16 protein-coding genes are annotated in these 22,174 nt (G+C 61.4%); 9 read left to right on the top strand and 7 right to left on the bottom strand.

The genetic code is table 11. The features are described 5' to 3' along the window. Window positions 1-393: a protease inhibitor I42 family protein gene (locus tag PSFL_RS23155; RefSeq protein ID WP_057438294.1), complete on the bottom strand. Its 393-nt coding sequence runs from the start codon at window positions 391-393 to the stop codon at window positions 1-3. 190 nt (window positions 394-583) lie between these two features. Then, window positions 584-3,004: an endopeptidase La gene (gene lon, locus PSFL_RS23150; RefSeq protein ID WP_057438296.1), complete on the bottom strand. Its 2,421-nt coding sequence runs from the start codon at window positions 3,002-3,004 to the stop codon at window positions 584-586. A gap of 387 nt (window positions 3,005-3,391) precedes the next feature. Here lon and PSFL_RS23145 point away from each other — a divergent pair, with 387 nt between their 5' ends. Then, window positions 3,392-5,728: a bifunctional diguanylate cyclase/phosphodiesterase gene (locus PSFL_RS23145; protein ID WP_169959720.1), complete on the top strand. Its 2,337-nt coding sequence runs from the start codon at window positions 3,392-3,394 to the stop codon at window positions 5,726-5,728. Between the two features lie 187 nt (window positions 5,729-5,915). Here PSFL_RS23145 and PSFL_RS23140 read toward each other — a convergent pair whose 3' ends face one another. The 3 genes from PSFL_RS23140 to PSFL_RS23130 all read right to left on the bottom strand — a co-directional run bounded on the left by PSFL_RS23140 (window position 5,916) and on the right by PSFL_RS23130 (window position 12,223). Beyond that, the gene (locus tag PSFL_RS23140) at window positions 5,916-8,327 is read right to left on the bottom strand and encodes a glucose/quinate/shikimate family membrane-bound PQQ-dependent dehydrogenase (RefSeq protein ID WP_169959719.1); all 2,412 of its coding nucleotides are present in this window, start codon (window positions 8,325-8,327) and stop codon (window positions 5,916-5,918) included. A gap of 100 nt (window positions 8,328-8,427) precedes the next feature. Then, window positions 8,428-9,765, bottom strand: coding sequence for a carbohydrate porin (locus tag PSFL_RS23135; RefSeq protein WP_057438298.1), 1,338 nt, complete (start codon window positions 9,763-9,765; stop codon window positions 8,428-8,430). A 439-nt stretch (window positions 9,766-10,204) separates the two neighbouring features. Then, window positions 10,205-12,223 carry a TonB-dependent receptor gene (locus PSFL_RS23130; protein WP_057438300.1) on the bottom strand — a complete coding sequence of 673 codons (2,019 nt, stop codon included), beginning with the start codon at window positions 12,221-12,223 and terminating at the stop codon, window positions 10,205-10,207. Window positions 12,224-12,400: 177 nt separating this feature from the next. Between PSFL_RS23130 and PSFL_RS23125 the strand changes: the two genes are divergently transcribed. After that, the gene (locus tag PSFL_RS23125) at window positions 12,401-12,634 is read left to right on the top strand and encodes a VF530 family DNA-binding protein (protein ID WP_057438302.1); all 234 of its coding nucleotides are present in this window, start codon (window positions 12,401-12,403) and stop codon (window positions 12,632-12,634) included. 4 nt (window positions 12,635-12,638) lie between these two features. Beyond that, a complete protein-coding gene (locus PSFL_RS23120; protein WP_397470521.1) occupies window positions 12,639-13,265 on the top strand; it encodes a Pr6Pr family membrane protein in 627 nt (208 codons plus the stop codon). A gap of 106 nt (window positions 13,266-13,371) precedes the next feature. Here the strand turns inward: PSFL_RS23120 and PSFL_RS23115 are convergent, their stop codons facing one another. Beyond that, the gene (locus PSFL_RS23115; RefSeq protein ID WP_273872443.1) at window positions 13,372-14,139 is read right to left on the bottom strand and encodes a siderophore-interacting protein; all 768 of its coding nucleotides are present in this window, start codon (window positions 14,137-14,139) and stop codon (window positions 13,372-13,374) included. After that, entirely contained in the window at window positions 14,136-14,708 is a 573-nt protein-coding gene (locus PSFL_RS23110) for a PadR family transcriptional regulator (protein ID WP_057958564.1), read from the bottom strand. The genes PSFL_RS23115 and PSFL_RS23110 overlap by 4 nt, the downstream gene beginning before the upstream one ends. A 490-nt stretch (window positions 14,709-15,198) precedes the next feature. Here PSFL_RS23110 and PSFL_RS23105 point away from each other — a divergent pair, with 490 nt between their 5' ends. The 6 genes from PSFL_RS23105 to PSFL_RS23080 all read left to right on the top strand — a co-directional run bounded on the left by PSFL_RS23105 (window position 15,199) and on the right by PSFL_RS23080 (window position 22,170). Beyond that, a complete protein-coding gene (locus tag PSFL_RS23105; protein WP_057438304.1) occupies window positions 15,199-15,690 on the top strand; it encodes a CS1 type fimbrial major subunit in 492 nt (163 codons plus the stop codon). Between the two features lie 117 nt (window positions 15,691-15,807). Further along, on the top strand, window positions 15,808-18,333 hold the full coding sequence (locus tag PSFL_RS23100) for a CS1-pili formation C-terminal domain-containing protein (protein ID WP_397470520.1): 2,526 nt from the start codon (window positions 15,808-15,810) through the stop codon (window positions 18,331-18,333). Between the two features lie 5 nt (window positions 18,334-18,338). Beyond that, entirely contained in the window at window positions 18,339-19,598 is a 1,260-nt protein-coding gene (locus tag PSFL_RS23095; protein WP_225923819.1) for a hypothetical protein, read from the top strand. A gap of 641 nt (window positions 19,599-20,239) precedes the next feature. Continuing rightward, the gene (locus tag PSFL_RS23090) at window positions 20,240-20,887 is read left to right on the top strand and encodes a hypothetical protein (RefSeq protein ID WP_057438309.1); all 648 of its coding nucleotides are present in this window, start codon (window positions 20,240-20,242) and stop codon (window positions 20,885-20,887) included. A 15-nt stretch (window positions 20,888-20,902) separates the two neighbouring features. Continuing rightward, a complete protein-coding gene (locus tag PSFL_RS23085; protein ID WP_397470526.1) occupies window positions 20,903-21,643 on the top strand; it encodes a molecular chaperone in 741 nt (246 codons plus the stop codon). Between the two features lie 56 nt (window positions 21,644-21,699). After that, window positions 21,700-22,170: a CS1 type fimbrial major subunit gene (locus PSFL_RS23080; RefSeq protein WP_240435948.1), complete on the top strand. Its 471-nt coding sequence runs from the start codon at window positions 21,700-21,702 to the stop codon at window positions 22,168-22,170. Window positions 22,171-22,174 lie beyond the last annotated feature (4 nt).

Raw genomic sequence — 22,174 nt, 5'->3', positions numbered from 1 at the left:
TCAGTTCACCGTAATGGCGCAGTCAAAGGTGTCCACCGGATTCACTTCCGGGGCCCAGGGTTGTTGGGAGGTCAGGCGCAGGCGGCCAGTGCCTGCGGTAAAGGCCTGGAAGCGCCAGGTGGATTGCCCGGCGGCACCCACTACGCCGGCGTCCTCGGGGTTGCTGTAGACCTCGGGGCCGAGGCTGCGCAGCACGCCGCCGGCCGAATCCTGGATCGCCCAGCGATAACCGGTGGTGGGGTTGCTCGGCAAGGTCAGGGTCAGGTTTTGCCCGGCCTTGAGCTTGAGCGGGCAGGCGCTCTGTTTTTCGACGGTGACGTTTTGCTTCGGTGCACTGGCGCAAGCCGCGAGCAGGGCGAGGCTTAGCGGAAGAAGCAGGCGGGCAGCGGTCATGAAGGCTCCGTTTATTGGCGACGAAGGGCGAGCATAACCGAAGATGAGACAAGGTGTTACAGCAGGGTTTTGTGTTGAGGCGGCTGACGCCATCGCGGGCAAGCCCGCTCCCACACTTGAATGTGTTCACATATCAAAATGTGGGAGCGGGCTTGCCCGCGATGAGGCCAGTGCCAACGCTACAGATCTATCAGAACAACACCTTCGCCACATCCGCAAAGCGCTTGGCAAAGTGCACCGTCATGCCTTCCTTGAGGTACTCCGGCAATTCTTCAAAGCTGCCCCGGTTGGGCTCCGGCAGGATCAGTTCATGGATCTTCTGGCGCCGCGCCGCAATCACCTTCTCGCGCACGCCACCAATCGGCAGTACGTGCCCGGTCAGGGTCAGTTCGCCGGTCATGGCCACGCCTTTTTTCGGCGGCTGGTTGCGCGCCAGCGACAGCAATGCACTGGCCATGGTCACCCCGGCACTCGGGCCGTCCTTGGGCGTGGCGCCTTCCGGCACGTGCAGGTGCACGAAGGCTTCGTCGAAGAATTTCGGATCACCGCCAAACGACTTCAGGTTGGAGCTGATGTAGCTATAGGCGATTTCGGCGGACTCCTTCATCACTTCACCCAACTGCCCGGTGAGCTTGAACCCACGATTGAGCGTGTGGATACGCGTCGCCTCGATCGGCAAGGTCGCGCCGCCCATGCTGGTCCAGGCCAGGCCGGTGATGACACCCGTGCCCGACAGTACCTGCTCGTTGCGGAACACCGGCATGCCCAGGGAGCTTTCCAGGTCCTTGTTGCCGATCTTGATCACCGAGTCCGGCTCATCCAGCAGCTTGACCACCGCCTTGCGCACCAGCTTGCCCAGTTGCTTCTCCAACTGGCGCACCCCGGCTTCACGGGCATAGCCGTCGATCAGCGCGCGCAGGGCGCCATCGGTGATGCTCAGGCTGTTCTTGGCCACGCCGGCTTTTTCCAACTGCTTTGGCCACAGGTGACGCTTGGCAATGGCGACTTTTTCTTCGGTGATATAGCCCGACAGGCGAATCACTTCCATACGGTCCAGCAACGGGCCGGGGATTGAGTCCAGGGTGTTGGCGGTGCACACGAACAGCACTTTGGACAGGTCCAGGCGCAGGTCCAGGTAGTGATCGAGGAATTCGACGTTCTGTTCCGGGTCGAGGGTCTCCAGCAGGGCCGACGCCGGGTCGCCCTGGTAGCTCTGGCCCATCTTGTCGATCTCGTCGAGCATGATCACCGGGTTCATCACCTCCACATCCTTGAGCGCCTGCACCAGCTTGCCCGGCAGGGCGCCGATGTAGGTGCGGCGATGGCCCTTGATTTCGGCCTCGTCGCGCATGCCGCCGACGCTGAAACGGTAGAACGGCCGCCCCAGAGACTCGGCGATGGATTTGCCGACGCTGGTCTTGCCCACACCCGGCGGGCCTACCAACAGCACGATGGAGCCGGCGACTTCGCCTTTATAGGCGCCGACCGCGAGGAACTCGAGGATGCGACTCTTGATGTCGTCCAGCCCCGCATGGTGTTTATCCAGGACTTTGCGGGCGTGTTTGAGGTCGAGTTTGTCCTCGCCATACACGCCCCACGGCACCGAGGTCGCCCAGTCCAGGTAGTTACGCGTGACCGCGTATTCCGGCGAGCCGGTTTCGAGGATCGACAGCTTGTTCAGCTCTTCATCAATGCGTTTCTGCGCCTGGGCCGGCAGCACCTTGCCTTCCAGGCGCTGCTCGAACTGTTCGACGTCGGCGCTGCGATCGTCCTTGGTCAGCCCCAGCTCCTGCTGGATCACCTTGAGTTGTTCCTTGAGGAAAAACTCGCGCTGGTGCTCGCCGATCTTGCGGTTCACCTCGGCGGAGATTTCCTTTTGCAGGCGCGCGACTTCCACCTCTTTGCGCAGCATCGGCAACACTTTTTCCATGCGCTTGAGCATTGGCACGCAGTCCAGCACTTCCTGCAACTCGTTACCGGTGGCCGAGGTCAGCGCGGCGGCGAAGTCGGTCAGGGGCGACGGGTCGTTGGGGCTGAAGCGGTTGAGGTAGTTCTTCAGCTCTTCGCTGTACAGCGGGTTGAGCGGCAGCAGTTCCTTGATCGCATTGATCAGGGCCATGCCGTAGGCCTTGACCTCATCGGTCGGCTCGCTGGGCTGGTGCGGGTATTCGACCTCCACCAGATACGGTGGGCGGTGGTGCTTGAGCCAGGTCTTGATGCGCACGCGGGTCAGGCCCTGGGCAACGAACTGCAGCTTGCCGTTTTCGCGGCTGGCGTGATGCACCTTGACCAGGGTGCCGTACAACGGCAGGGCAGAGGTATCGAAATGCCGCGGGTCTTCGGGCGGCGTGTCCATGAAAAACAGCGCCAGGGAGTGGTGGTCGGATTTGCTCACCAGCTCCAGGGTCTCGGCCCAGGGCTCTTCATTGACGATCACCGGCAACACTTGCGCCGGGAAGAACGGCCGGTTGTGGATCGGGATGATATAGACCTTGTCCGGCAGATTTTGCCCAGGCAGGGCCAGGCCGGTGTTGGACGACGGAGTTTCAGCGTTTTCGGGGTCGGCGTAGTCGTTGAGGTCGATATCGGGGAATTCTTGCTGGTCGCTCATGGGGCACCTGCACAGTGAAGTATGGAGGTTAGATGGGGCAGGTGAGCGGTGGTTTCAATGGCCCGGCGTGGTTAGCAACAAATTGCATGACATTTTCGAAGACCCCTGTGGCACTGGCTGTTTGTGCGGCACCCAGAAACCTTCAGCAAATCAGGGGCGATTTTATGCCTGCGTGCGCCGTTTAGACGGTGATCTGTCGTCAAAATAATGTCAGCCAACCTCCCGTATTTATTAGGTTTACTTCTGCTCGGCGAAGACTAATCTGGGTTTTCCAAATGTTCGGCATCGACGGGCATTTATTTGACACCGGGCCGCCAGTCGCGAGGGAAGCGTATGACAAAAGGGCGCTTGAGCTGGGGCGTGGGCACGCTGCCAGGAGGCAAGCGGATGAAATGGCGCCACGCCTTCCAGGCGCGGCTGGCCGGGGTGTTGGCGTTGCTGCTGCTGGTCGTGGTGGGCGCGGTGTATTTTGCCGTGAAAGTGGCCACTACCCGGGCCGTGGAAAATCAGGCCCTGGTGCAACTGGAGACCGGCAGCCGAGTGTTCGAGCGCCTGCTGGACCTGCGCGGGCGGCGCCTGCAATACGGCCTCGACTGGCTGACGGTGGACGAACAGTTGCGCCGTGCCGTCGCTGAGGGCCAGCCGGCGGCGATCCTTGCGGCCCTGCACCGGCAGGGCAGCGGCATCCGTTCCAGCGAGGTGTTTGTGCTGGGGCTGGATGGGCAGGTCATCGTCAGCACCCTGGCTGGCGTGCCGGCGCAGCAAGTCTTTCCCTACGCCGAGGCGCTGCGTCAGGCTCGGCGCAATTCCCTGCATATGCTCGTTGTCTCCCTGGCCGGCCGGCCGTTTTTGCTGGTCCAGGAAGATGTGCTGGACCCGCTGCCCATTGCGCGGGTGGTCATGGGCTTTTCCATGGATGAGGTGTTTGCCGCCGAGTTGCGCTCCCTGAGCAACCTGGAGGTGTCGTTCATGAGCGTGGACAAGGGCCAGCCGGGCGCCTTGTTCAGCACCCAGCCCGTGACCGATCGCCCGGCCATTATCGAGGCGCTACAGGCTTCGCACCCCAGGGCGCTGGCACAAATAAGCGAGTTTCACGGCCAGCGTTTTCTCAGCCAGGTGCTGCCCCTGGCCAACACCGGCGATGGCGGGCAAGTCATGGCCTTGCTGCAAAGCCCGCTGGACCAGGCCCTGCAATCCTTTGCGCCGCTGGACCGGCAATTTCTCGGCATCGCCCTCGCGGCCCTGCTGGTCTCACTGGTGGGCGCGCTGTTGATGGCGCGCCGCGTGTCGCGCCCGCTCGATGCCCTGGTGCAGGCAGCCGAGCGCATTGGTGGCGGGGATTACCGCACGCCAGTGGCGGTGCGCGGCAAGGATGAATTCGGCCTGCTGGCCCGCGCCTTCAATGCCATGCAAAGCGGCATCGCCGTGCGCGAGCGGCAACTGGCGCACAATGCCCTGCACGATGCGCTGACCGGCCTGCCCAACCGCGCCCTGGCCATGGAGCGCCTGGGCAGTGCGATCAGTGCGCGGCGGCCGGTGGTGCTGCTGTACCTGGGGATTGAAAACTACCGGGTGATCAACGAAGGCTTTGGCCCCCAAGGGGTCGAGGAAATGTTGCGCGAAGCCAGCCGCTGCCTGCTGTCGAGCCTGGCGGCCGGGGATTCGGCGGCGCGCATTACCGGCAGCGAATTTCTGGTGCTGTTGGAAAACACCAAGCTCGACAGCGCCGTGGCCCGCGCCGACCGCCTGTACAGCCTGCTGACCGAACCGCAGCGGGTGGGTGTCGATGAACTGCGCCACGAAGTGAGCATGGGCATTGCCGCCTACCCCGAAGATGGCCAGCAGGTCGAAGAACTGATCAGCCGCGCGGCCATTGCGCGCCACGATGCGGCCGCGCTGCCCGGCTATCTGCAGATCTATCAACAAGACCGCGACCTTGCCCATCAACGCCAGATCAGCCTGATCCGCGACCTGCGCCGCGCCGCCATCGAAGACGAATTGTTCCTGTGCTATCAACCCAAGCTCGACCTGCGCCACGGCTACGTGCGCCAGGCCGAGGCACTGTTGCGCTGGCAGCACCCGACCCTGGGCCTGGTGTCCCCCGTCGAATTCATCCCCCTGGCCGAACGCTCCGGCAGCATGGCCAGCCTGACCCATTGGGTGATCGAAGAGGCGATCCGTCAGTTGGCAGAGTGGAGCGTGCGCGGGCTGGAGGTGCAGCTGTCGCTGAACATTTCGGTGGACGACCTCGGCGACGAAGGGCTGGCGCCGCGGGTGACCGAACTGCTGGAGCTGCACGGGGTATTGGCCGGGCAGTTGATTTTCGAGATCACCGAAAGCGCGATCATGCACAACCCGGAACAGGCCTTGCGCATCCTCGAGCAACTGCGCGGCTGTGGCATCAGCCTGTCGGTGGACGACTTCGGCACGGGCTACTCATCCCTGGCCCAGTTGCAGCGCCTGCCGGTGCAGGAGCTGAAGATCGACCAGTCCTTTGTGCGCAACCTCGACAGTACCAGCGGTGACGCGGTGATCGTGCGTTCGACCATCGAGATGAGCCACAACCTGGGGCTCAAGGTGGTGGCCGAAGGGGTGGAGTTCGAACCCAGCCTGAGGCTGCTCAAACAATGGAATTGCGACACCGCCCAGGGCTACCTGATCAGCCGGCCGTTGAATGCCATGGCCTTTGAGATGTGGATGCGCCGGGATCGCAGTACGGTGTGACGGGTCCGGCGCGGTCAAAATATGGGAGAGGGCTTGTGTGGGAGCTGGCTTGCCTGCGATAGCGGTGGGTCAGTGCAACATATGCCAACGGATCCACCGCTATCGCAGGCAAGCCAGCTCCCACATTTGAGTTGTATTTCAAATAAAAAACCCCGGAATTCCGGGGTTTTTTTGTTGCAGCTGTCGCTTAATCCGCCAGCTTGAACGCCATCACATAGTCACCCTGCTTGGTCCCCAGGGAACCATGACCGCCCGCCACGACCAGCACGTACTGCTTGCCGTCCTTGCCGGTGTAGGTCATCGGGGTGGTTTGCGCGCCTGCAGGCAGGCGGCCTTCCCACAGTTGCTTGCCGTTTTTCACGTCATAGGCACGCAGGTACTGGTCGAGGGTACCGCTGAGGAAGGACACGCCACCGGCGGTGGTGAAGGTCCCGCCCAGGCTTGGCACACCCATGCTCAGGGGGATGGGCACTGGCGAGCTGTCACGCACGGTGCCGTTCTTGTGCATCCAGATGGTCTTGTTGTTGGTCAAGTCCACGGCGGCCACATAACCCCAGGCCGGTGCCTGGCATGGCAGGCCCATTGGCGAGAGCATGGCTTCCAGGACCACGCCATAAGGCGTGCCTTTGTTCGGCTGCACACCTTCGGTCTCGCTGACACGCGGGCCCATGGCGGCGATTTTTTCTGCCGGGATCATGGTCGACTTGAACGCCATGTAGCTTGGGTTGACGAAGGCAATCTGGCGCACCGGATCAACCGAGATGCCGCCCCAGTCGAACACGCCGAAGTTGCCGGGGTAAACGATCGAACCTTGCAGCGATGGCGGGGTGAACGGGCCATCGTAGCGCAGGGATTTGAAGTCGATCCGGCAGAGCATTTGGTCGAACGGGGTCACGCCCCACATGTCACGCTCCTTGAGGGGCGGTGGCATGAAGTTGAGGTCGGACTTGGGCTGGGTCGGCGAGGTGTGATCGCCTGCCACTGCGCCTTGCGGTACCGGGATTTCGTTGATCGGCACCACCGGCTCGCCCGTTGCACGGTCCAGCACGTAGATGCTGCCTTGCTTGGTCGAGGCCATCACGGCTTGCTTCACGCCGGCCGCTGTCTTGATGTCGATCAGGCTTGGCTGGCCGCCCACGTCCATGTCCCACAGGTCATGGTGGGTGAACTGGTAGTGCCAGCGCACTTTACCGGTGTCGATATCCAGGGCGGTCAGGCCGGCAGCGTGCAGCTCGGAAGCCGGGGTGCGGTAGCCACCGAACTGGTCCGGGGTCTGGTTGCCCATCGGCAGGTAGAGCATGCCGAGTTTTTCATCGACGGCGAACATCGACCACATGTTGGGCGAGTTGCGGGTGTAGGTCTTGCCTTCGGCAATCGGCGTGGTGTCGTCCGGGTTGCCGCTGTCCCAGTTCCACACCAGCTTGCCGGTGTGCACGTCGAACGCGCGGATTACGCCGCTTGGTTCGTCGGTGGAGACGTTATCGGTGACGTGACCGCCAATGACCACCAGGTTCTTGGTGATGGCGGGCGGCGAGGTGGAGTAGTAACCACCGGGGGCGAAGGTGCCGATGTTGGCGCCCAGGTCGACCTGGCCTTTGTCGCCGAAGTCTTCACACATCTTGCCGGTGTCAGCGTTCAGTGCGATCAGACGGGTGTCGGCGGTCGGCAGGAAAATGCGGCGCGGGCAGGCATTGGCGGCTGGCGCGGCGGCGCCGGTGGCCGGGCTTTGCTCGGTGGCGGCGTAGGCCGCGTCATCGTGATACGACACGCCACGGCAGGTCATATGCGCCCAACCCTTGAAGTTCTCGGCTTTCTGCGTCGAGAGCTTAGGGTCGAAACGCCAGATTTCCTTGCCGGTGTCCGGATCAAGGGCAATCACCTGGCTGTGCGGTGTGCACACGTAGAGCATGCCGTTGACTTTCAGCGGGGTGTTTTCCGCGGTGGTTTCACCGGGGTCGCCCGGGCCAGGCAGGTCGCCGGTGCGATAAGTCCAGGCCGGTACCAGCTTGTGGGCGTTTTCCGGGGTGATCTGCGCCAGCGGCGAGTAACGATCACCGAAACCCGAACGGCCATAGGAATTCCAGTCGCCATCGGCCTGGGCCGGCGCGGCGTTGGTCATGCCCGGTACCGCGTCGCGGTCCAGTTGGCCCTTGATTTCACCGGGGTTGGTGAACTGGCTGGCCACGGCGGTTGCGCCGGCCAGCACCACGGCTACGCTCAGCGCGCCGGTGCCCAGCGGGGCGGGTTGGCCGCGCAGCAGGGGACGGCGGAACCACGGCAGCAGCATGACGATGCCCAGGCCGAACAACAGGGCCAGGCGCGGCACCAGTTGCCACCAGTCCAGGCCGACTTCCCACAGAGCCCACACTGTACTGGCGAACAGCACCACAGCGTACAGGCCCAGCGCCGCGCGGCGCGTAGCCAGCAGCAGGACGCCGGTCAGAGTGATGCCGATACCGGCCAGCAGGTAGTACAGCGACCCGCCGAGCATGCTCAGCTTGATGCCCCCGGCCAACAAGGCCAGGCCCATGATCAGCAGCAAGATCCCCAGCAGCCTGGGCAGCAGGCGGCTTGGGCTTGAAGCACCATCAGTGCTCATAGTGTGATTCTCCGTGACGTTTAAAGTAGTCCCGCGCTTGTTCACTGTAGATGACGTTTGTGCGCGGGCTTGGTTCAGGTCTCATTGCGTTTATTGCGATTCAGAAGGACGCTTGCAGCTTGATCCCGCCGACCAGCGCGTCATCCACCTGGGCAACGGCCCCCGGATGCCGGATGTATTGCAGGTTCGGGCGCACCGTCAGCCAGTTGCTGACATGCACGCCGTAATAGAGCTCGGCGCTGTATTCGGTGTCTTGCACCGGCAGGTAGGCGGCGTCGTCGAAGTCGTAGACCGCACGGGCCTGGTTGCTGGCCTGGGCGTTCTTGCGATAGGCCGGGTTGACGTGCACGCGGGCCACGGCAAAGCCGATATCGTCCTGGGCGCGGGCATCGAACGGGCCTTTGTAGACCACCCCGGCCTGCACATAGTTATCCACAGCGTTGGTCTTCTTATCGTGCATCGTCGCGTTGGCGAACACGCTCAAGCCACGGCTGTTGTCGCTGGCGAGGCGGGTGACCTGCTGCTGCACGCCCAGCCACACACCGTGCTTGCTGGAGGCACTGCGATAGGCCTCGCCACTGACGGCGGCGGGCTGGTCGTGGCGGTCCTTGTAGACATCGCTGGCCTTGGCGCTGCTGTAGTAGTAACCGGCGCGGTATTCGCCCGGCAGGCCATGGAACGTTGGCGTCCACACCAGCTCCACCGGCAGCAGGGCGCCCTGGGTGCCGCTGCCACTGAGCTTGAAGCCATTGCCGCGATCGAGGTTGGACGGGTTCTGTTCATAGGCGCCGACCTGCGCGTACAACTCGGGCGTCAGGTGGTATTTGACCCGCAGCGCCCATTGGCTCACGGGCCAGTTGTACCAGATGCCACCGACCCAGTTGCCCACCTGGGAGCCGCAGAACGCCAGGTTCTGGAAGTCACAGGGGAAGCTGTTGAAGTCTTCGCCTTCGCCAAAACGCCCAGCTTTGATATCCAGTTTTTGGTCGAAGAATTTCTGCTGGTACCACATCTGCGTCAGGCGCCAGGTCTGGCCACGGCCCCAGACTTCCTGGGACGAGGTAAAACCGCCGACCCGTGGGTCATTGATGCGGTCATTGCTGATGTTATTGCCACTGCGCTCGGTGATCGTCAGTTGGAACTCGGCGTCGTGCCAGCCGAGGATCTTCTGCAGGTCCAGGTGGCTGCCGAAGGCCCATTGGTCGCTGTAGCGGGCGGTGCGGTCATGGTCCGAGCCGCCATGCAGGTTGCTGCCCATCTCGCCGGTGTAGTCGATCTTGAAGTCGTAGCCTTGTTGAGACAGCGCTGTCCGGGAGCCGCCGAAATCACCCAGCATCCACGGTGACTCGCGGTCAAAGGCAGGGGCGGCCTGGGCACAGGTGATCAGGCACAAAGGCAGCAGCGCAGCGCACAGGCGCAGTGTTGGGAAAGCAGGCATAGGCAAGGGCAGGTCTTAATAGTTTTTGGTTTTAGTACGCAAACGGCGACCGGCAGGGCGGGCGCGCATCAGGTTTTTGGGTGGCAGATGAAACGTTTCAGGTTGTTGCCGACAAGGATAAAGCGCCGGCACGGGGAGAGAAAGGGCTAATCGCAAGATGGATTATTTCGGATTTGGTAACAGTCGGCGCAGAGACCGCAAAGCAGTGAGGGAGCTGGCTTGCCCGCTCCCACAGGGGATCTCGTTTACAGCACGGGTTTGGCTAGACCACACAACTTGATGTGGGAGCTGGCTTGCCTGCGATAGCGTTGGGTCAGCACCGGAAAGGCTGGCTGACCCACCGCCATCGCGGGCAAGCCCGCTCCCACAGGGGGGCTTGTCTGCAGCACGAGTTTGGCTAGACAACACATAGCTCCCACAGGTTGAACATCCCTGTCTGTCAGAAGGTCGTGCGCAGGCCCACCTGCACGCTGCGCCCCGGTGCCGGTGCGATATCGCGCAGGATCGAGCTGGCATAGCGCACGGTCTGGTTGGTCAGGTTCTCGCCGTCAACAAATGCCAGCCACTGGCTGCCACCCAGGTTGAAGCGATAGCCGGCGCTGGCGCCCAATGTGGTGTAGCCATCGGTCCCGCTTTCGTTGTTCGGCACCCGACCCTGGCCAGCAGCATGCTCGACATCAATGCGCGCCTGCCAGCGATCCAGTTCCCACAGCAGGCCACTGTTCAGGCGCAGCGGCGCAATACGGGGCAGGGCTTCGCCGGTCTCCAGGTTGGTGGCGCGGGTGTAGTCGCCCGACAGTTCCAGGGCAAATTTGCCGTAGGCGCTTTCGCCAAGTTTCCAGTGATCCTGGGCTTCGAAGCCAACGAAACGTGCGCGTACGCCGGAGTAGGTGTATTCCGGGATGCCGTCGGCGTCTTCTTCGCCTTCGTCATTCAAGGTGCGACCGCTGTTCAGCAGGCCGATGTAGTTGGAGAAGTGGCTGTAGAACACGCCAAAACTGCCCTTGTGCGTGCCATTGTCAAAGCGCAGGGCCAGGTCGCTGGCCACGGCTTTTTCCTTGGACAACTTGGCGTCGCCCACTTCATAAGTGCCGGTGGCGACGTGGGCGCCGTTGGCGTACAGCTCGTAGAAGGTCGGCGCGCGCTCGGTGTAGCCCAGGGTCGCGGCCAGCGACCAGATGGGCGTGAGGGTATACACCGCGCCCGATGACAGGCTGCCAGCGGTGAAGCTGCTGGAGGTGTTGGCATTGGCAAAGCGCTCGTTGCCCTTGCCGTCCGGGTCGACAGTGGTGTGTTCCAGGCGCCCACCCAGGCTCAGTTTCAGGCGCTCGGTGGCCTGCATTTCTTCGAGGATAAACAGCGCGCCGGCATTGGTCTCGGTCTGCGGTACGAAGGCTTCCTCGCCCAGGGCGGAAAATTCGCTACGGCTGACCTGGGCACCGACGATGCCGTCGAAAGGCCCCATCGGCTGGTGCCGTGCTTCGATGCGCGCCTCATAGCCCTTGTTCTTAAAGGTGGTACCGGTTTCGCCGCCTTCGATTTCCCGGTGTTCGTAATCGGTGTAGCCAGCGTCGAGTTTGACCGAGGTAAACGGCCCTTGCAGGTTGCGGATTTCGGACGCAAAGGCGTAATGCTCTTGCTGCATGCGGATGCGCACATCCTGTTCGGCGGGCGAGCCGTAGTTGCTGTCGGAGTTGCTGTAGGACAGCCCGGCGTAACCGTCGTCCCAAGTGTAGGAACCGCCCACTGCGCCACTGTCCTGACGCCCATCGCTGTTGCCCAGGCGGCCGTTTTTGCCGGGGCCGTTTTCACTTTGCGGGGCATGGCGGCTGCGGGCGTAACCGGGGATTTTCAGGTCGTTGAATTGCCGTGCGCTGGCATCCAGGTGCAGGGCGAAGCTGCCGTTGCCGGCTTCCAGCTTACCGGCGCTGCTGCGGGTGGTGTCGGCGCCGCCGTAGCGCAACTCGCCCGCGCCATGGATGCCTTCGATGGCTTCGGTGGGGATGCGGTTGTCGAAGGTATTGACCACGCCACCGATGGCGCTGCCGCCGTAGAGCAGGGCGGCCGGGCCACGGACGATCTCAATGCGCTCGACATTGACCGGGTCCAGCGGTACCGCATGGTCATAAGACAACGACGAGGCATCCAGCGCGCCGACGCCGTTGCGCAGGATGCGGATGCGGTCGCCATCCTGGCCACGGATGATCGGGCGGCTGGCGCCAGGGCCAAAGTACGACGACGACACCCCCGGCTGCTTGTTCAGGGTTTCGCCAAGGCTGCCTTTTTGTTGCAGGGTCAGGTCATCGCCTTCCAGCACCGTGGTGGGCGAGGCCAGTTGTTGGCTGCCCAGCGGGTTGCCGGTGATGATTTGGGGTTGCAGTTCCAGGGCGTGGGCCTGGGTGCCGATCAGCAGGGCGGCGGCCAGCGGCGTCAGGCGCCAGAGAGGGGAGAGGGACATCGGGGGTTCCTTGGCAAAGCAGAGAAGGTTTGATATGAATGGTTACAATATAACATCTCTTTTTCGTCCGGGAAGCGGAACTTTTTCAACGGCTATAGTGAACACGGTGCTTCCGCCTGCCTGGCCTCTCGGCTAAGGTGCGCGGCTTCCTCTTTATTTACTTGGCAAAGGCCCGGCATGACCGCATCGAATAACAACCCCCTGCACGGCGTTACCCTGGAACAGGTGCTCACTGCACTGGTGGCGCATTACGAATGGGAAGGCCTGGCCGAGCGCATTGATATCCGCTGCTTCAAGAACGACCCGAGCATCAAGTCCAGCCTCACCTTCTTGCGCAAGACCCCGTGGGCGCGGGAGAAAGTCGAAGGCCTGTACGTCAAGCTGATGCGCACCAAACGCCCGCTGGACTGATCCCATGAAGCGCTTTATCGCGTCAGCGGCGCTGGCCGGCTGGGCGGGCCTGGCGATCCAGCAGTACCTGGTCCTCTACTCACGCTGGATGGCCGATGCCAGCCTGTTGGGTGGATTGGTGAGTTTCTTCAGCTTCTTCACGGTGCTGACCAACACCCTGGCGGCGGTGGTGCTCAGTTATGCACTGGTGAATCGCCCTTCAGCCGGGCGCCGCTTTTTCCTGCAGCCTGCGGTCAGCAGCGGGATAGCGGTGAGTATCGTCGTGGTGGGCCTGGCGTATAGCCTGCTGCTGCGGCATTTGTGGAGCCCCGAGGGCTGGCAGTTTATCGCGGACGAATTGCTCCACGATGTGATGCCGCTGCTGTTCCTGGGGTATTGGTGGCGGTGTGTGCCCAAGGGGACGTTGTGCCTCAGGCACATCGGCTATTGGGCGATCTACCCGTTGCTGTATTTCGTGTACGTGCTGCTGCGCGGGCATATGCTGGGGCAGTATCAGTACCCGTTTATTGATGTCGACACCTTGGGATATCCACAGGTGTTTATGAATGCGGGGGGGATATTGCTGGGGTTTGTGGCGGTGGCGTTGGCGATAGTGGGGCTGGACAAGATCCCCAAGGTAACGAAGGACTAATGTGGGAGCGGGCTTGCCCGCGATTGCAGTGGATCAGTAGCAAATGTGCCGACTGATACAGCGCAATCGCGGGCAAGCCCGCTCCCACATTTTGACCGAGTGAGCCCTATTCTTCGTCGCTGCCCTGGGCTCGCCAGTAGCCCACGGCCTTGACGAACTCGTCGTTGAGCTGGTGCTTATCCAGCAGCACCCGCCGAACCTGGCGTGACAGCTTGGTCTCGGTAGCCACCCAGGCATACAGCGCCCCGGCCGGTGGCTGCAGGTGCTCCACCGTGGCCAGCAGATCATCGACCCCGCGCATCACCCAGATCACTTCCACATCCGCCGCACTGTCGAGCGCCTGCTTTTCGTGCTCATCGGCAATTTCAATCACCGCCAGCACCTTGCGCCCCGCCGGCAGTTCTTCCAGGCGCCGGGCAATGGCCGGGATTGCGGTTTCGTCGCCGATCAGCAGGTAGCTGTCGAAGATATCCGGCACGATCATCGAGCCCCGTGGCCCGCCGATGTACAGGTGTTGGCCGACGGCAGCCTGCTCGGCCCAGGTCGACGCCGGGCCGTCGCCGTGCAGCACAAAGTCGATATCCAACTCCCCGAGGGCCAGGTCGAAACGCCGTGGTGTGTAGTCGCGCATCGCCGGTTGTGGGCCCTCGCCCTTGATGGTGAAGCTCGGGCTCTGCAGTGCGGCCAGTTCGGCGGCGTTCTGCGGGAACAGCAGCTTGATATGGTCATCGCTGCCCAGGCTGATAAACCCGGCCAGTTGCTCGCCACCCAGGGTGATGCGGCGCATGCGCGGGGTGATATCGACCACCCGCAATACCTGCAGGCAGCGGCGTTTGATCTCGTGGGTGACGCGGTGGATGACGGGCTTGTTCATTCACTTTTCCCCTGTACAGGTTGGACGGCCGGGCCATCCACAATGGCTTGGGCGGTGCTGTTGAGCAGCCCCGCAACACGCGTGATTTCTTCCGGGCTCCAGCGCCCGTGGTGCAGTTGCAAGGCATGGCGCAGGTTGTGCACCGCCTCGTGGATCTCGGGTGGCCGGTCGTGGCCGCGCAGTGAACGCTTGCTGACGTCGATGCGCATGCGCACACCGTCCAGGGCAATTTTCTGTTCACTCAAGAAGAGACGTCCGGCGTCGGTGATTGTGTAGCGTTTTTTCCCGCCCTCGGCGTCGCCACTGATCAACTCGCTTTCTTCGAGGAAGGTCAGGGTGGGGTAGATCACCCCGGGGCTGGGGCTATAGGCGCCGTCGAACAACCCTTCGATCTGGCGGATCAGGTCGTAGCCATGGCACGGCTGTTCGGCGATCAGCGCCGGCAGGAGGATTTTCAGATCGCCCGGGGCAAAGACTCGGGGCCCCCGGCCACCGCGCTCGCGGCCTGGGCGTTTCTCGAAGCCGTCGCGGCCGTCACCGGGTTCACGGTGGGAATGATGGTCTCTCATTGTCACGCTCTCTGTGGGTGTCTAAGACATAACGTAAGATATATCTTATGGCTCGAGCAATGCCTTCTGACGAACGGTAGGGCGCCAACCCCGGGTGCTATCACCGGCGCCACAGGCTGATTTATAAATGGTCGGTCTAAATAGAGTTGTGGAGTTTTTGCTCTAAAGTAAGTTCTGCTTAGCTATAGCTATTCGTGTACTCCATTTCTTACGGAACGATGTCTTATATAGGTAAGCCGAACTAATGTTGCATGTATTACCGGGATGACAGGTAATACGTGACTTATTGAGTTTTCAGGATTTTTTCTGCCTGCATAGAGGGTTTGATAACTACGCGCTACACGGAAATGGCTGGCTTACCTGAAGTTGGAATCGGCAGATAATTTACTTGCGTCTTAGGACTCAACTTGGAGTTGGGCTTGTGGCGCGTCATGAAGTTTCGATCGAGTCGAATCTTTAACTTACTTAAAGTGACAACAGGTATTTAACGATGCTGAAAAAAACTGCTTTCGTCCTGCCATTGGTCTTGTTGGCTATCGGCTCTTCCAGCGTATTTGCTGCCGGTGAAGCCACCAGCGTCATCAACATCAAGGCAACCATTCCTACCAAACAGTTCCACGCCCAGCCGTTGGATCCGGATTTCGGTAAGGATGAAACCATGTCCTACAACACCGTCACTGGCCAATTGAGCCAGATCCGTGCCACCTACGCGGTAAAAAATACTGACGGTTCGATCAAGGCCTACATCGAAGGCGGCCCGGCATCCCTGAGCAACGGCACGTCCTCCATCCCCCTGACCACCTCCTTCAACGGCGTGACCCTGACCGGTTCGCCACTGGAAGTCGTGGATGACGCCAGCTCCACCCCGGGCACCCAGGCCGACATGGTGGTTGTGGCCGCCAAGCCAGCCGACACCGACGCAGGCCTGTTCACCACCAACTACACCGTGGTGTTCGATCACGAGCCACGCGTTGCGCCGTAAAGGCGACCTGTTGATCAGTAAGCATCGGCTTATTGCTTAGCCCTACCGATCGACAGGCAGTCGCTGTCGGTTGATCGGTATTCAAGTATTCCCTGTGCGTAATCAGAGTATCCGTTCATGTTCCCGATGATTTTCATCGCGGCAGCGCTCGCCTTGTTGTTTTGTACGGGGGCGTTTGCAGCTGACGCGGCAACTGGCACAACCCCAAGAAGTTTGCTGTCCCAGGCCAAGGGTTTACCGGCTGACTTCGAGGAGCATTTTTTTGATGTGCCGTTGGCGGTACGGGTCGAACTGGATGAGGAGTTCGTCTCTGAGGCGATGATTGTCCTCACCCGCGACGACCGCCTGACCCTGCTGGATTTCACTGACCATGAAGGCAGTGTGATCAAGGATGTCGAGCGCGACCGCTGGGGTGACTACCTCAAGCAGGGTGTGCCGTTGGGGGCCTGCGAAAGTGGCTGCCCGGATCAGTTGCTGGCGGTGCACTACAACCTGGAAAAGTCCCTGCTCACATTGCTCACCGAGAATGCCGAGCGTGAAGGGCAAGAATCGAAGTACTACTCCCTGCCCACGGGCGGCAGCACGGGCCTGATCGTGCGTAACCAGCTGAATATCAGTGGCGGCCAGGGCCAGGACCTGGGCGGACGCCTGGGGCTGGATGCCAGCGGCAGCCTGGGCAATTGGAACCAGGTGCTGAACATGCAGTTCTCGCGCTTGGGCGGCCCGGATGACGATGCCCTCAACCACGCCGTGTACTCGTTGTACTCCCAGCGTGAAATGCACGGTGAGTTCCTGCGCCTGGGTTACTTCACGCCTAACGCCGAAGGCCTGACCCGGCAACTGCGTACGTTCGGCGCGAGCCCCGACACCGCCGTGGGCGTGATGTACGGCAGCTCCGACAGCCTAATGATCAGCAATCCCAAGCCGAGCATCTACCCCATTTACGTCACGGCCAATCGCCAGGCCTCGGTCGAGATTTACCGCAACGGGCTGTTGATCAACACCCAGGCCGTTACCACGGGCTTGCAGAGCCTGGACACACGGCCCTTGCCCGGCGGCATCTACGAGGTGGAAGTGCGCCTGGTGGAAGACGGGCAGATCACCAGCACCACCCAGGAGTTGGTGTACAAGCCCAATAACTGGCGCAACCTCGACAACCGCTGGCGCTACAACGTCTTTGCCGGGCAAGAAAGCAAACTGCTCAGCAACTGGGACGAGCAACCCAGTGGCGACCTGACCGCCGGTGCCTCCCTCAACTATCTGGCTCACCCTCGAGTGGTACTGGGGTTGTCCGGGCGCCAGGTCAAGGACAACATGCAGTACGGCACGTCCGTCGACTGGTCCCTGGCCAATAACGCCAGTCTCTATGCCAACATCTACCAGACCGATAATTACGGCACCGGCGTCGACTTCAACAGCCTCTACAACTACGGGCTGGGCAGTGTGGTGCTCAACCACACCCGCAGTTGGCTGGACAACCGCAACACCTACGAAACCCTGCCCGACGGCACCCGCATTCGCCAGCGCGATATCTTTGTCGGCCAGACCAGCCAGTCGTCGCTGTCAGTGAACCATCGCCTGAGTAACCTGCGTTCCATCAACGCCCGGTTGGCTTATAGCGAAGGCAACGTTCAAGGTCTGGGGCTGGATCTGGGCTGGACCGAACGGGCTCACCTGTTTGGCAATGACGCCAACTGGCGACTGTCGTTGTTCGACCGTCCTGCCAGCTCCAGCACCGGCGACAAGCGCAATCGCGGGGTCGACCTGAGCGTCAGCCTGGCCCTTGGCAGCCCGGGCGAACAATGGTCGGCCAGCATCGGTACACGCACCTCCCGTGACGGTGGCCGCGACAACAACGGCTCGCTGAGCTATCGCCGCGACCTGCAGGATCATGTTCTGCAAAGTGTTTCGGCCACCGCCCTGGTTGACACCTACGGCGTCGGGCTGTCCGGCATGGCCAGCTTCCAGACCGATGCGGTCAATGGTGACGGTTTTGTGCAGCGCTCATCGTTCAATAACGACCTGACCGGTGGCCTCAACCTGGACAGCACCTTTGCCGTCGGCGGGCAGCGGATGGTGCTCACCAGCCAGTATGCCGGCAGCGGTTCGGGGATGATTGTCGACGTTGAAAGCGATGTGGACGACATCGTCCTGCGGGCCGATGACTTGAGTGGCGGCAGCACCATCTTGCGACCTGGGCGCAACTTCATCCCAATCGCCGCCTACAAGGGCAGCTCGGTCAGCTTCGACTTCGACGGCAACCACGCACCTGCGGCCAATATCCAGCCACCGCGCACGGCCTACCACCTGAACAAGGGCGGCGTGGACTATCGCAAGATCAGCGTGATGCGCACCGTCACCGTGCTCGGGCGCCTGGTGGACCCCCAGGGCAAACCGCTCAAGGGCCACCACATTCTCAACCACGCCAGCCGTGGGGTGAGCGAGGTCGATGGGTTTTTCTCCCTGGAAATGAACGCCAGCTCGCCGACCCTCGAAGTGCGGCGTAACAACCAGCTGCTGTGCCAGTTCCGCCTGGATACCGCCAATGCGCACAGTGAAAACGACGTGCTGATGATTGGGGATTTGCGCTGCACGCCGGACACCCTGGCCGACTCCACCTTTACCCAGCAGACCGCAGGTTGAGTGGCATGACGAGATTACCGACCACCATGAAACGCATCAGAACTTTGATCTGCCAGTTGGGAGGAGTAGGCGCTACGTTGTTGTTCAGTTCGACGGCGGTGGCGCTGACCCAGGACATCACGGCCGTGTTTACGCCGGACCCCGGCAATCCGTTTGTGAACCAGTTTCGTAATACAACGCCTATCAGTTCTATTTGCGAGTCTCACATTCCAAACCAGTGCAAGGCGTTGAATATCTTCAGCCTGCGGGAGTGGAACTTTGAGGCGTTATCCAACGGGCCGATCCTGGCCAACCATGAGAATGACCGCCAGGGCTATTACGTAAAAGTGCCATCCGAGTGGCGAGATGTGCTGGTGACGCATAACAGAACCGGGGAAGTCGAGACCGTAAAGATGCGTATTGCCGGGCTAGGTGGCGTCTGGACTGCGGCCAATCCGCCGGGGGTGGCGGCTTGGGCGCAACCTGGACGCGCATGGCATGCGCAATGGCAAAACGCTCCGAGCCCGTGCCGAAGTACTGGTCACCTTAAGTTTACCAATGCCTCTGCCACGTATTTCTGGTTGGTCCCTGAAGGAGCAGGCGCCTGTGGTCGCAAGCCCTCGCTGGATATTCCCAGGTTGCGCCTGTTCCAACTCGAGTATGCCTATGAGCTTAAAACCCCCAATCCGCTAGGCATGTCCAGCGGTGAATACTCTGGCAGCCTCACCTACACCATGGGGCCTGGGGGAGACTATGACTTCGGCGATGTGCTGATTCCGTCGGACAACCAACTGACCTTCAATTTCGCCCTGGAAGTGCAACACCAGCTCCAGGTGGACGTCCCCCCGGGCGGTAACCGTGTCGAACTGGTGCCCCAGGGCGGCTGGCAAGGCTGGGTGAACCAGGGGCGCAAGCCGGCACGGTTGTTCCGTGACCAGACGTTCAATATTTCCGCCTCGTCGCGCTTCAAGATGCAGATGGCCTGCGATCAGGTCGTAGGGGACACCTGCGCCTTGAAAAACACCACGGACGGTCATGAAGTGCCGCTGGACGTCAGCGTCAGCCTGCCCCATGGCCTGAACCGTGAAGACGGCAGCGCGGTGAATCGCCAGCCGCTGCTGCTCAGCGGCGCCGGCACCGAGCAGTTCAATCCGGGCTTCTACGTCAACAGGCGGCCCGGCACCCTGCACTTCGAGGTCAAGAAAGATTACGCCGAGCAGATGCTCAGTCGAGGCGGTAGCACCTACACGGGCCAGGTCTCAGTGGTCTGGGATTCACAAATATGAGCTGCCGTCAGATAGAGGCCGTCAGTGGTAGAAACATGAATGTAGCGAAGTGGCTAGGGCGTGGCTCGCAGGTGGCGGCCAGCGTGTTACTGGCGTCGCTGGCAATGCCTGCAATCGCTGTGGAGATGAGCATTCATGCTGAGTTTCGGCCGGACCCTGCACAGCCGCACTTGAATAAGTTCGAGAACAAAACGCCCAGTGTTGGTTACTGTGTTTCATTCCCTGCCCAATGTAAGTCCTTGAACATATTCAGCCTCAGGGCTGCTATTTCGGCTGAGTCCGTGACGCAAATCTCTGCGTTTCATACGGATCAACGGCAAGGCGCAATGTTTAAGGTCCCAACGGAGTGGCAGGATCTGACCGTGGTGCATCGGCAGACTCAGGAGACCGAGACGTTAAAGGTACGGATCATGGGGGTCGGTTCGACATATTCCATTCCCAACCTGATTAGCCTGGTCGGAGGGGGCGTGACACCTTTGCAGGCTCATCAGAGAATGTGGACCGGCTCCAGTTGGGTGTACCCGCCGCGCACCTGCCTGGGCACCGGGGTGAGCCTTTATGGGACGATAACCTATGGGTTTTTCTGGCGAACACCCGTCGGCTCTCTATGTGCCAGACAGGCCAGGTTCGACATTCCCACCATGCGCTTAAACAGCCTGGAGTTTGCCTATGAACTCATCACGCCCAACCCGTTGGGCATGTCTTCAGGGGAGTACATCGGTAGTCATCAATACACCGTAGGGCCCGGCAAGGACTTCGATTTGGGCGACGTGATGATGCCCAGCAGCCCTACGCTGACTCTGAATTTCACCCTGGCGGTGCAACATGACCTCAAAGTCGAAGTTCCCCCCAACGGCAACCGTATCGAGCTGGTACCCCAAGGCGGCTGGCAAGCCTGGCTGAATCAGGGCCGCAAACCTGCGCGTCTGTTTCGCGACCAGACCTTCAGCATTTCTGCCTCGTCGCGTTTCAAGATGCAGATGAGCTGTGAGCGGTCTATCGGCGACACCTGTGCCTTGAAGAACACCACCGACGGCCACGAGGTGCCGCTGGACGTCAGCGTGAGCCTGCCCCATGGCCTGAACCGGGCCGACGGCAGCGCCGTGATTCGCCAGCCGCTGCTGCTCAGCGGCGCCGGTACCGAGCAGTTCAATCCGGGCTTCTACGTCAACAGGCGGCCCGGCACGTTGCACTTCGAGGTCAAGAAAGACCACGCCGACCAGATGCTCGAGCGCGGTGGCAGCACTTACTCGGGCCAGGTCACGGTGGTCTGGGACTCGGAACTTTAAATGAGACTGATGAAGATGAAACATCTGTTGGCGCTGTGTGCGCTGTGCTGGTTGCCGATCTCGGCACCGGCCGCTCCCAACATCAATGTCGGGGTGTTCTATGACTACCTGGACGGCGATAAAAGTACCTACCTCAAACGGGTTTTCAACGGCGGTGACAGCACGGCATTTATCAAAGTCTCGGTGATGGAGATCCTCTACAACGCCGACGGCACCTCTGAGGAAGTGGAGCTCAAGAGCAACCTCGAGAACACCGCCCGCGACGGCTTGATGGCCACCCCGGCACGCCTGATCGTCCCTGCCGATAGCATGCAAGGCACACGTTTGCTGTACCTGGGCGAGCGTGACAAAGAGCGCTATTTCCGCCTGCGTTTTGTGCCGGTGATGCCGGAGCCGGAGGACGATTTTGCCGTCTCCAGCGACGAGCGCGAGGCCTATAAAACCAACCTCTCGGCCGGCGTCACGGTACTGGCGGGGTTTGGCACAGTGTTTTTCGTGCGGCCCAAGGTCACGCGCTTTGCCACCCGTATCGACGATCAGCCCACTGAGTACGGGATGCATAACGATGGCAACAGCGTGGTGGTGGTCGACCAGTTCAAGGACTGCGCCAGCGACGGTGCCCAGGAATGTTTGCCCGTCACCAAGAACCACATCCTGCCGGGCCGTGCCTTCAGCTTCCCCAAGCAGGCAGGGCGTACGTATCGCTTCACTCTGGTCGAGGGCAGCGAGAAAAAACCATATGAGGTCAAAGGCTAATGGTCATTGAAAGAGCACATAGGCACGGGCACCGCCCATGCAGAGGCTGCAAAGTCGTGTTGGCAGCACTGTTACTGGTGGTTGTCACGTTGCTCAGTACCCAGGCCCACGCGATCCGTGAAGAGCAGGTGTTCGAGGTCTCCGTCACCATTCCCACCGCCGACTTTTATGTGCTGCCGATCAACCCGGTGTTTTTGGAGCGTGAGCAAGAAATGGCGTGGAACCTGGTGACCCGCACGCTCAAGCCGTTGCGCGAACACTTCGACGTGAAAAACAGCGCCGGCGGGGTTGTCGCGCGCCTGGGCGATCTGCCGGTGCTGTCCAACGGCCGGCGCCTGATCCTGTTGAACGTGTCCTTCAACGGCCAGGCGCTGGACCTGACGGACACCCTGGTGGTGCCCGCCGATCAAGCGCGGGTCGGCAAGCGAGTGCTGTTGGACATTGCTGCCGTCGAGCCGGAGGACGGCTACGTGCCGGGCGACTATTTTGGCAGCGTTAACCTGATATTCGACGCGTTGCGACCGTAAGAGG

It is taken from the genome of Pseudomonas sp. DD1 (assembly GCF_044510355.1).
Classification (GTDB): Bacteria; Pseudomonadota; Gammaproteobacteria; order Pseudomonadales; family Pseudomonadaceae; genus Aquipseudomonas; species Aquipseudomonas shahriarae.
This window is presented reverse-complemented; position numbering and strand designations above follow the sequence as displayed.

Coding starts and splice junctions, on each gene's coding strand:
- PSFL_RS23155 (WP_057438294.1), bottom strand. CDS start 393: ATGACCGCTGCCCGCCTGCTTCTTCCGCTAAGCCTCGCCCTGCTCGCG.
- lon (WP_057438296.1), bottom strand. CDS start 3,004: ATGAGCGACCAGCAAGAATTCCCCGATATCGACCTCAACGACTACGCC.
- PSFL_RS23145 (WP_169959720.1), top strand. CDS start 3,392: ATGAAATGGCGCCACGCCTTCCAGGCGCGGCTGGCCGGGGTGTTGGCG.
- PSFL_RS23140 (WP_169959719.1), bottom strand. CDS start 8,327: ATGAGCACTGATGGTGCTTCAAGCCCAAGCCGCCTGCTGCCCAGGCTG.
- PSFL_RS23135 (WP_057438298.1), bottom strand. CDS start 9,765: ATGCCTGCTTTCCCAACACTGCGCCTGTGCGCTGCGCTGCTGCCTTTG.
- PSFL_RS23130 (WP_057438300.1), bottom strand. CDS start 12,223: ATGTCCCTCTCCCCTCTCTGGCGCCTGACGCCGCTGGCCGCCGCCCTG.
- PSFL_RS23125 (WP_057438302.1), top strand. CDS start 12,401: ATGACCGCATCGAATAACAACCCCCTGCACGGCGTTACCCTGGAACAG.
- PSFL_RS23120 (WP_397470521.1), top strand. CDS start 12,639: ATGAAGCGCTTTATCGCGTCAGCGGCGCTGGCCGGCTGGGCGGGCCTG.
- PSFL_RS23115 (WP_273872443.1), bottom strand. CDS start 14,139: ATGAACAAGCCCGTCATCCACCGCGTCACCCACGAGATCAAACGCCGC.
- PSFL_RS23110 (WP_057958564.1), bottom strand. CDS start 14,708: ATGAGAGACCATCATTCCCACCGTGAACCCGGTGACGGCCGCGACGGC.
- PSFL_RS23105 (WP_057438304.1), top strand. CDS start 15,199: ATGCTGAAAAAAACTGCTTTCGTCCTGCCATTGGTCTTGTTGGCTATC.
- PSFL_RS23100 (WP_397470520.1), top strand. CDS start 15,808: ATGTTCCCGATGATTTTCATCGCGGCAGCGCTCGCCTTGTTGTTTTGT.
- PSFL_RS23095 (WP_225923819.1), top strand. CDS start 18,339: ATGACGAGATTACCGACCACCATGAAACGCATCAGAACTTTGATCTGC.
- PSFL_RS23090 (WP_057438309.1), top strand. CDS start 20,240: ATGCGCTTAAACAGCCTGGAGTTTGCCTATGAACTCATCACGCCCAAC.
- PSFL_RS23085 (WP_397470526.1), top strand. CDS start 20,903: ATGAAACATCTGTTGGCGCTGTGTGCGCTGTGCTGGTTGCCGATCTCG.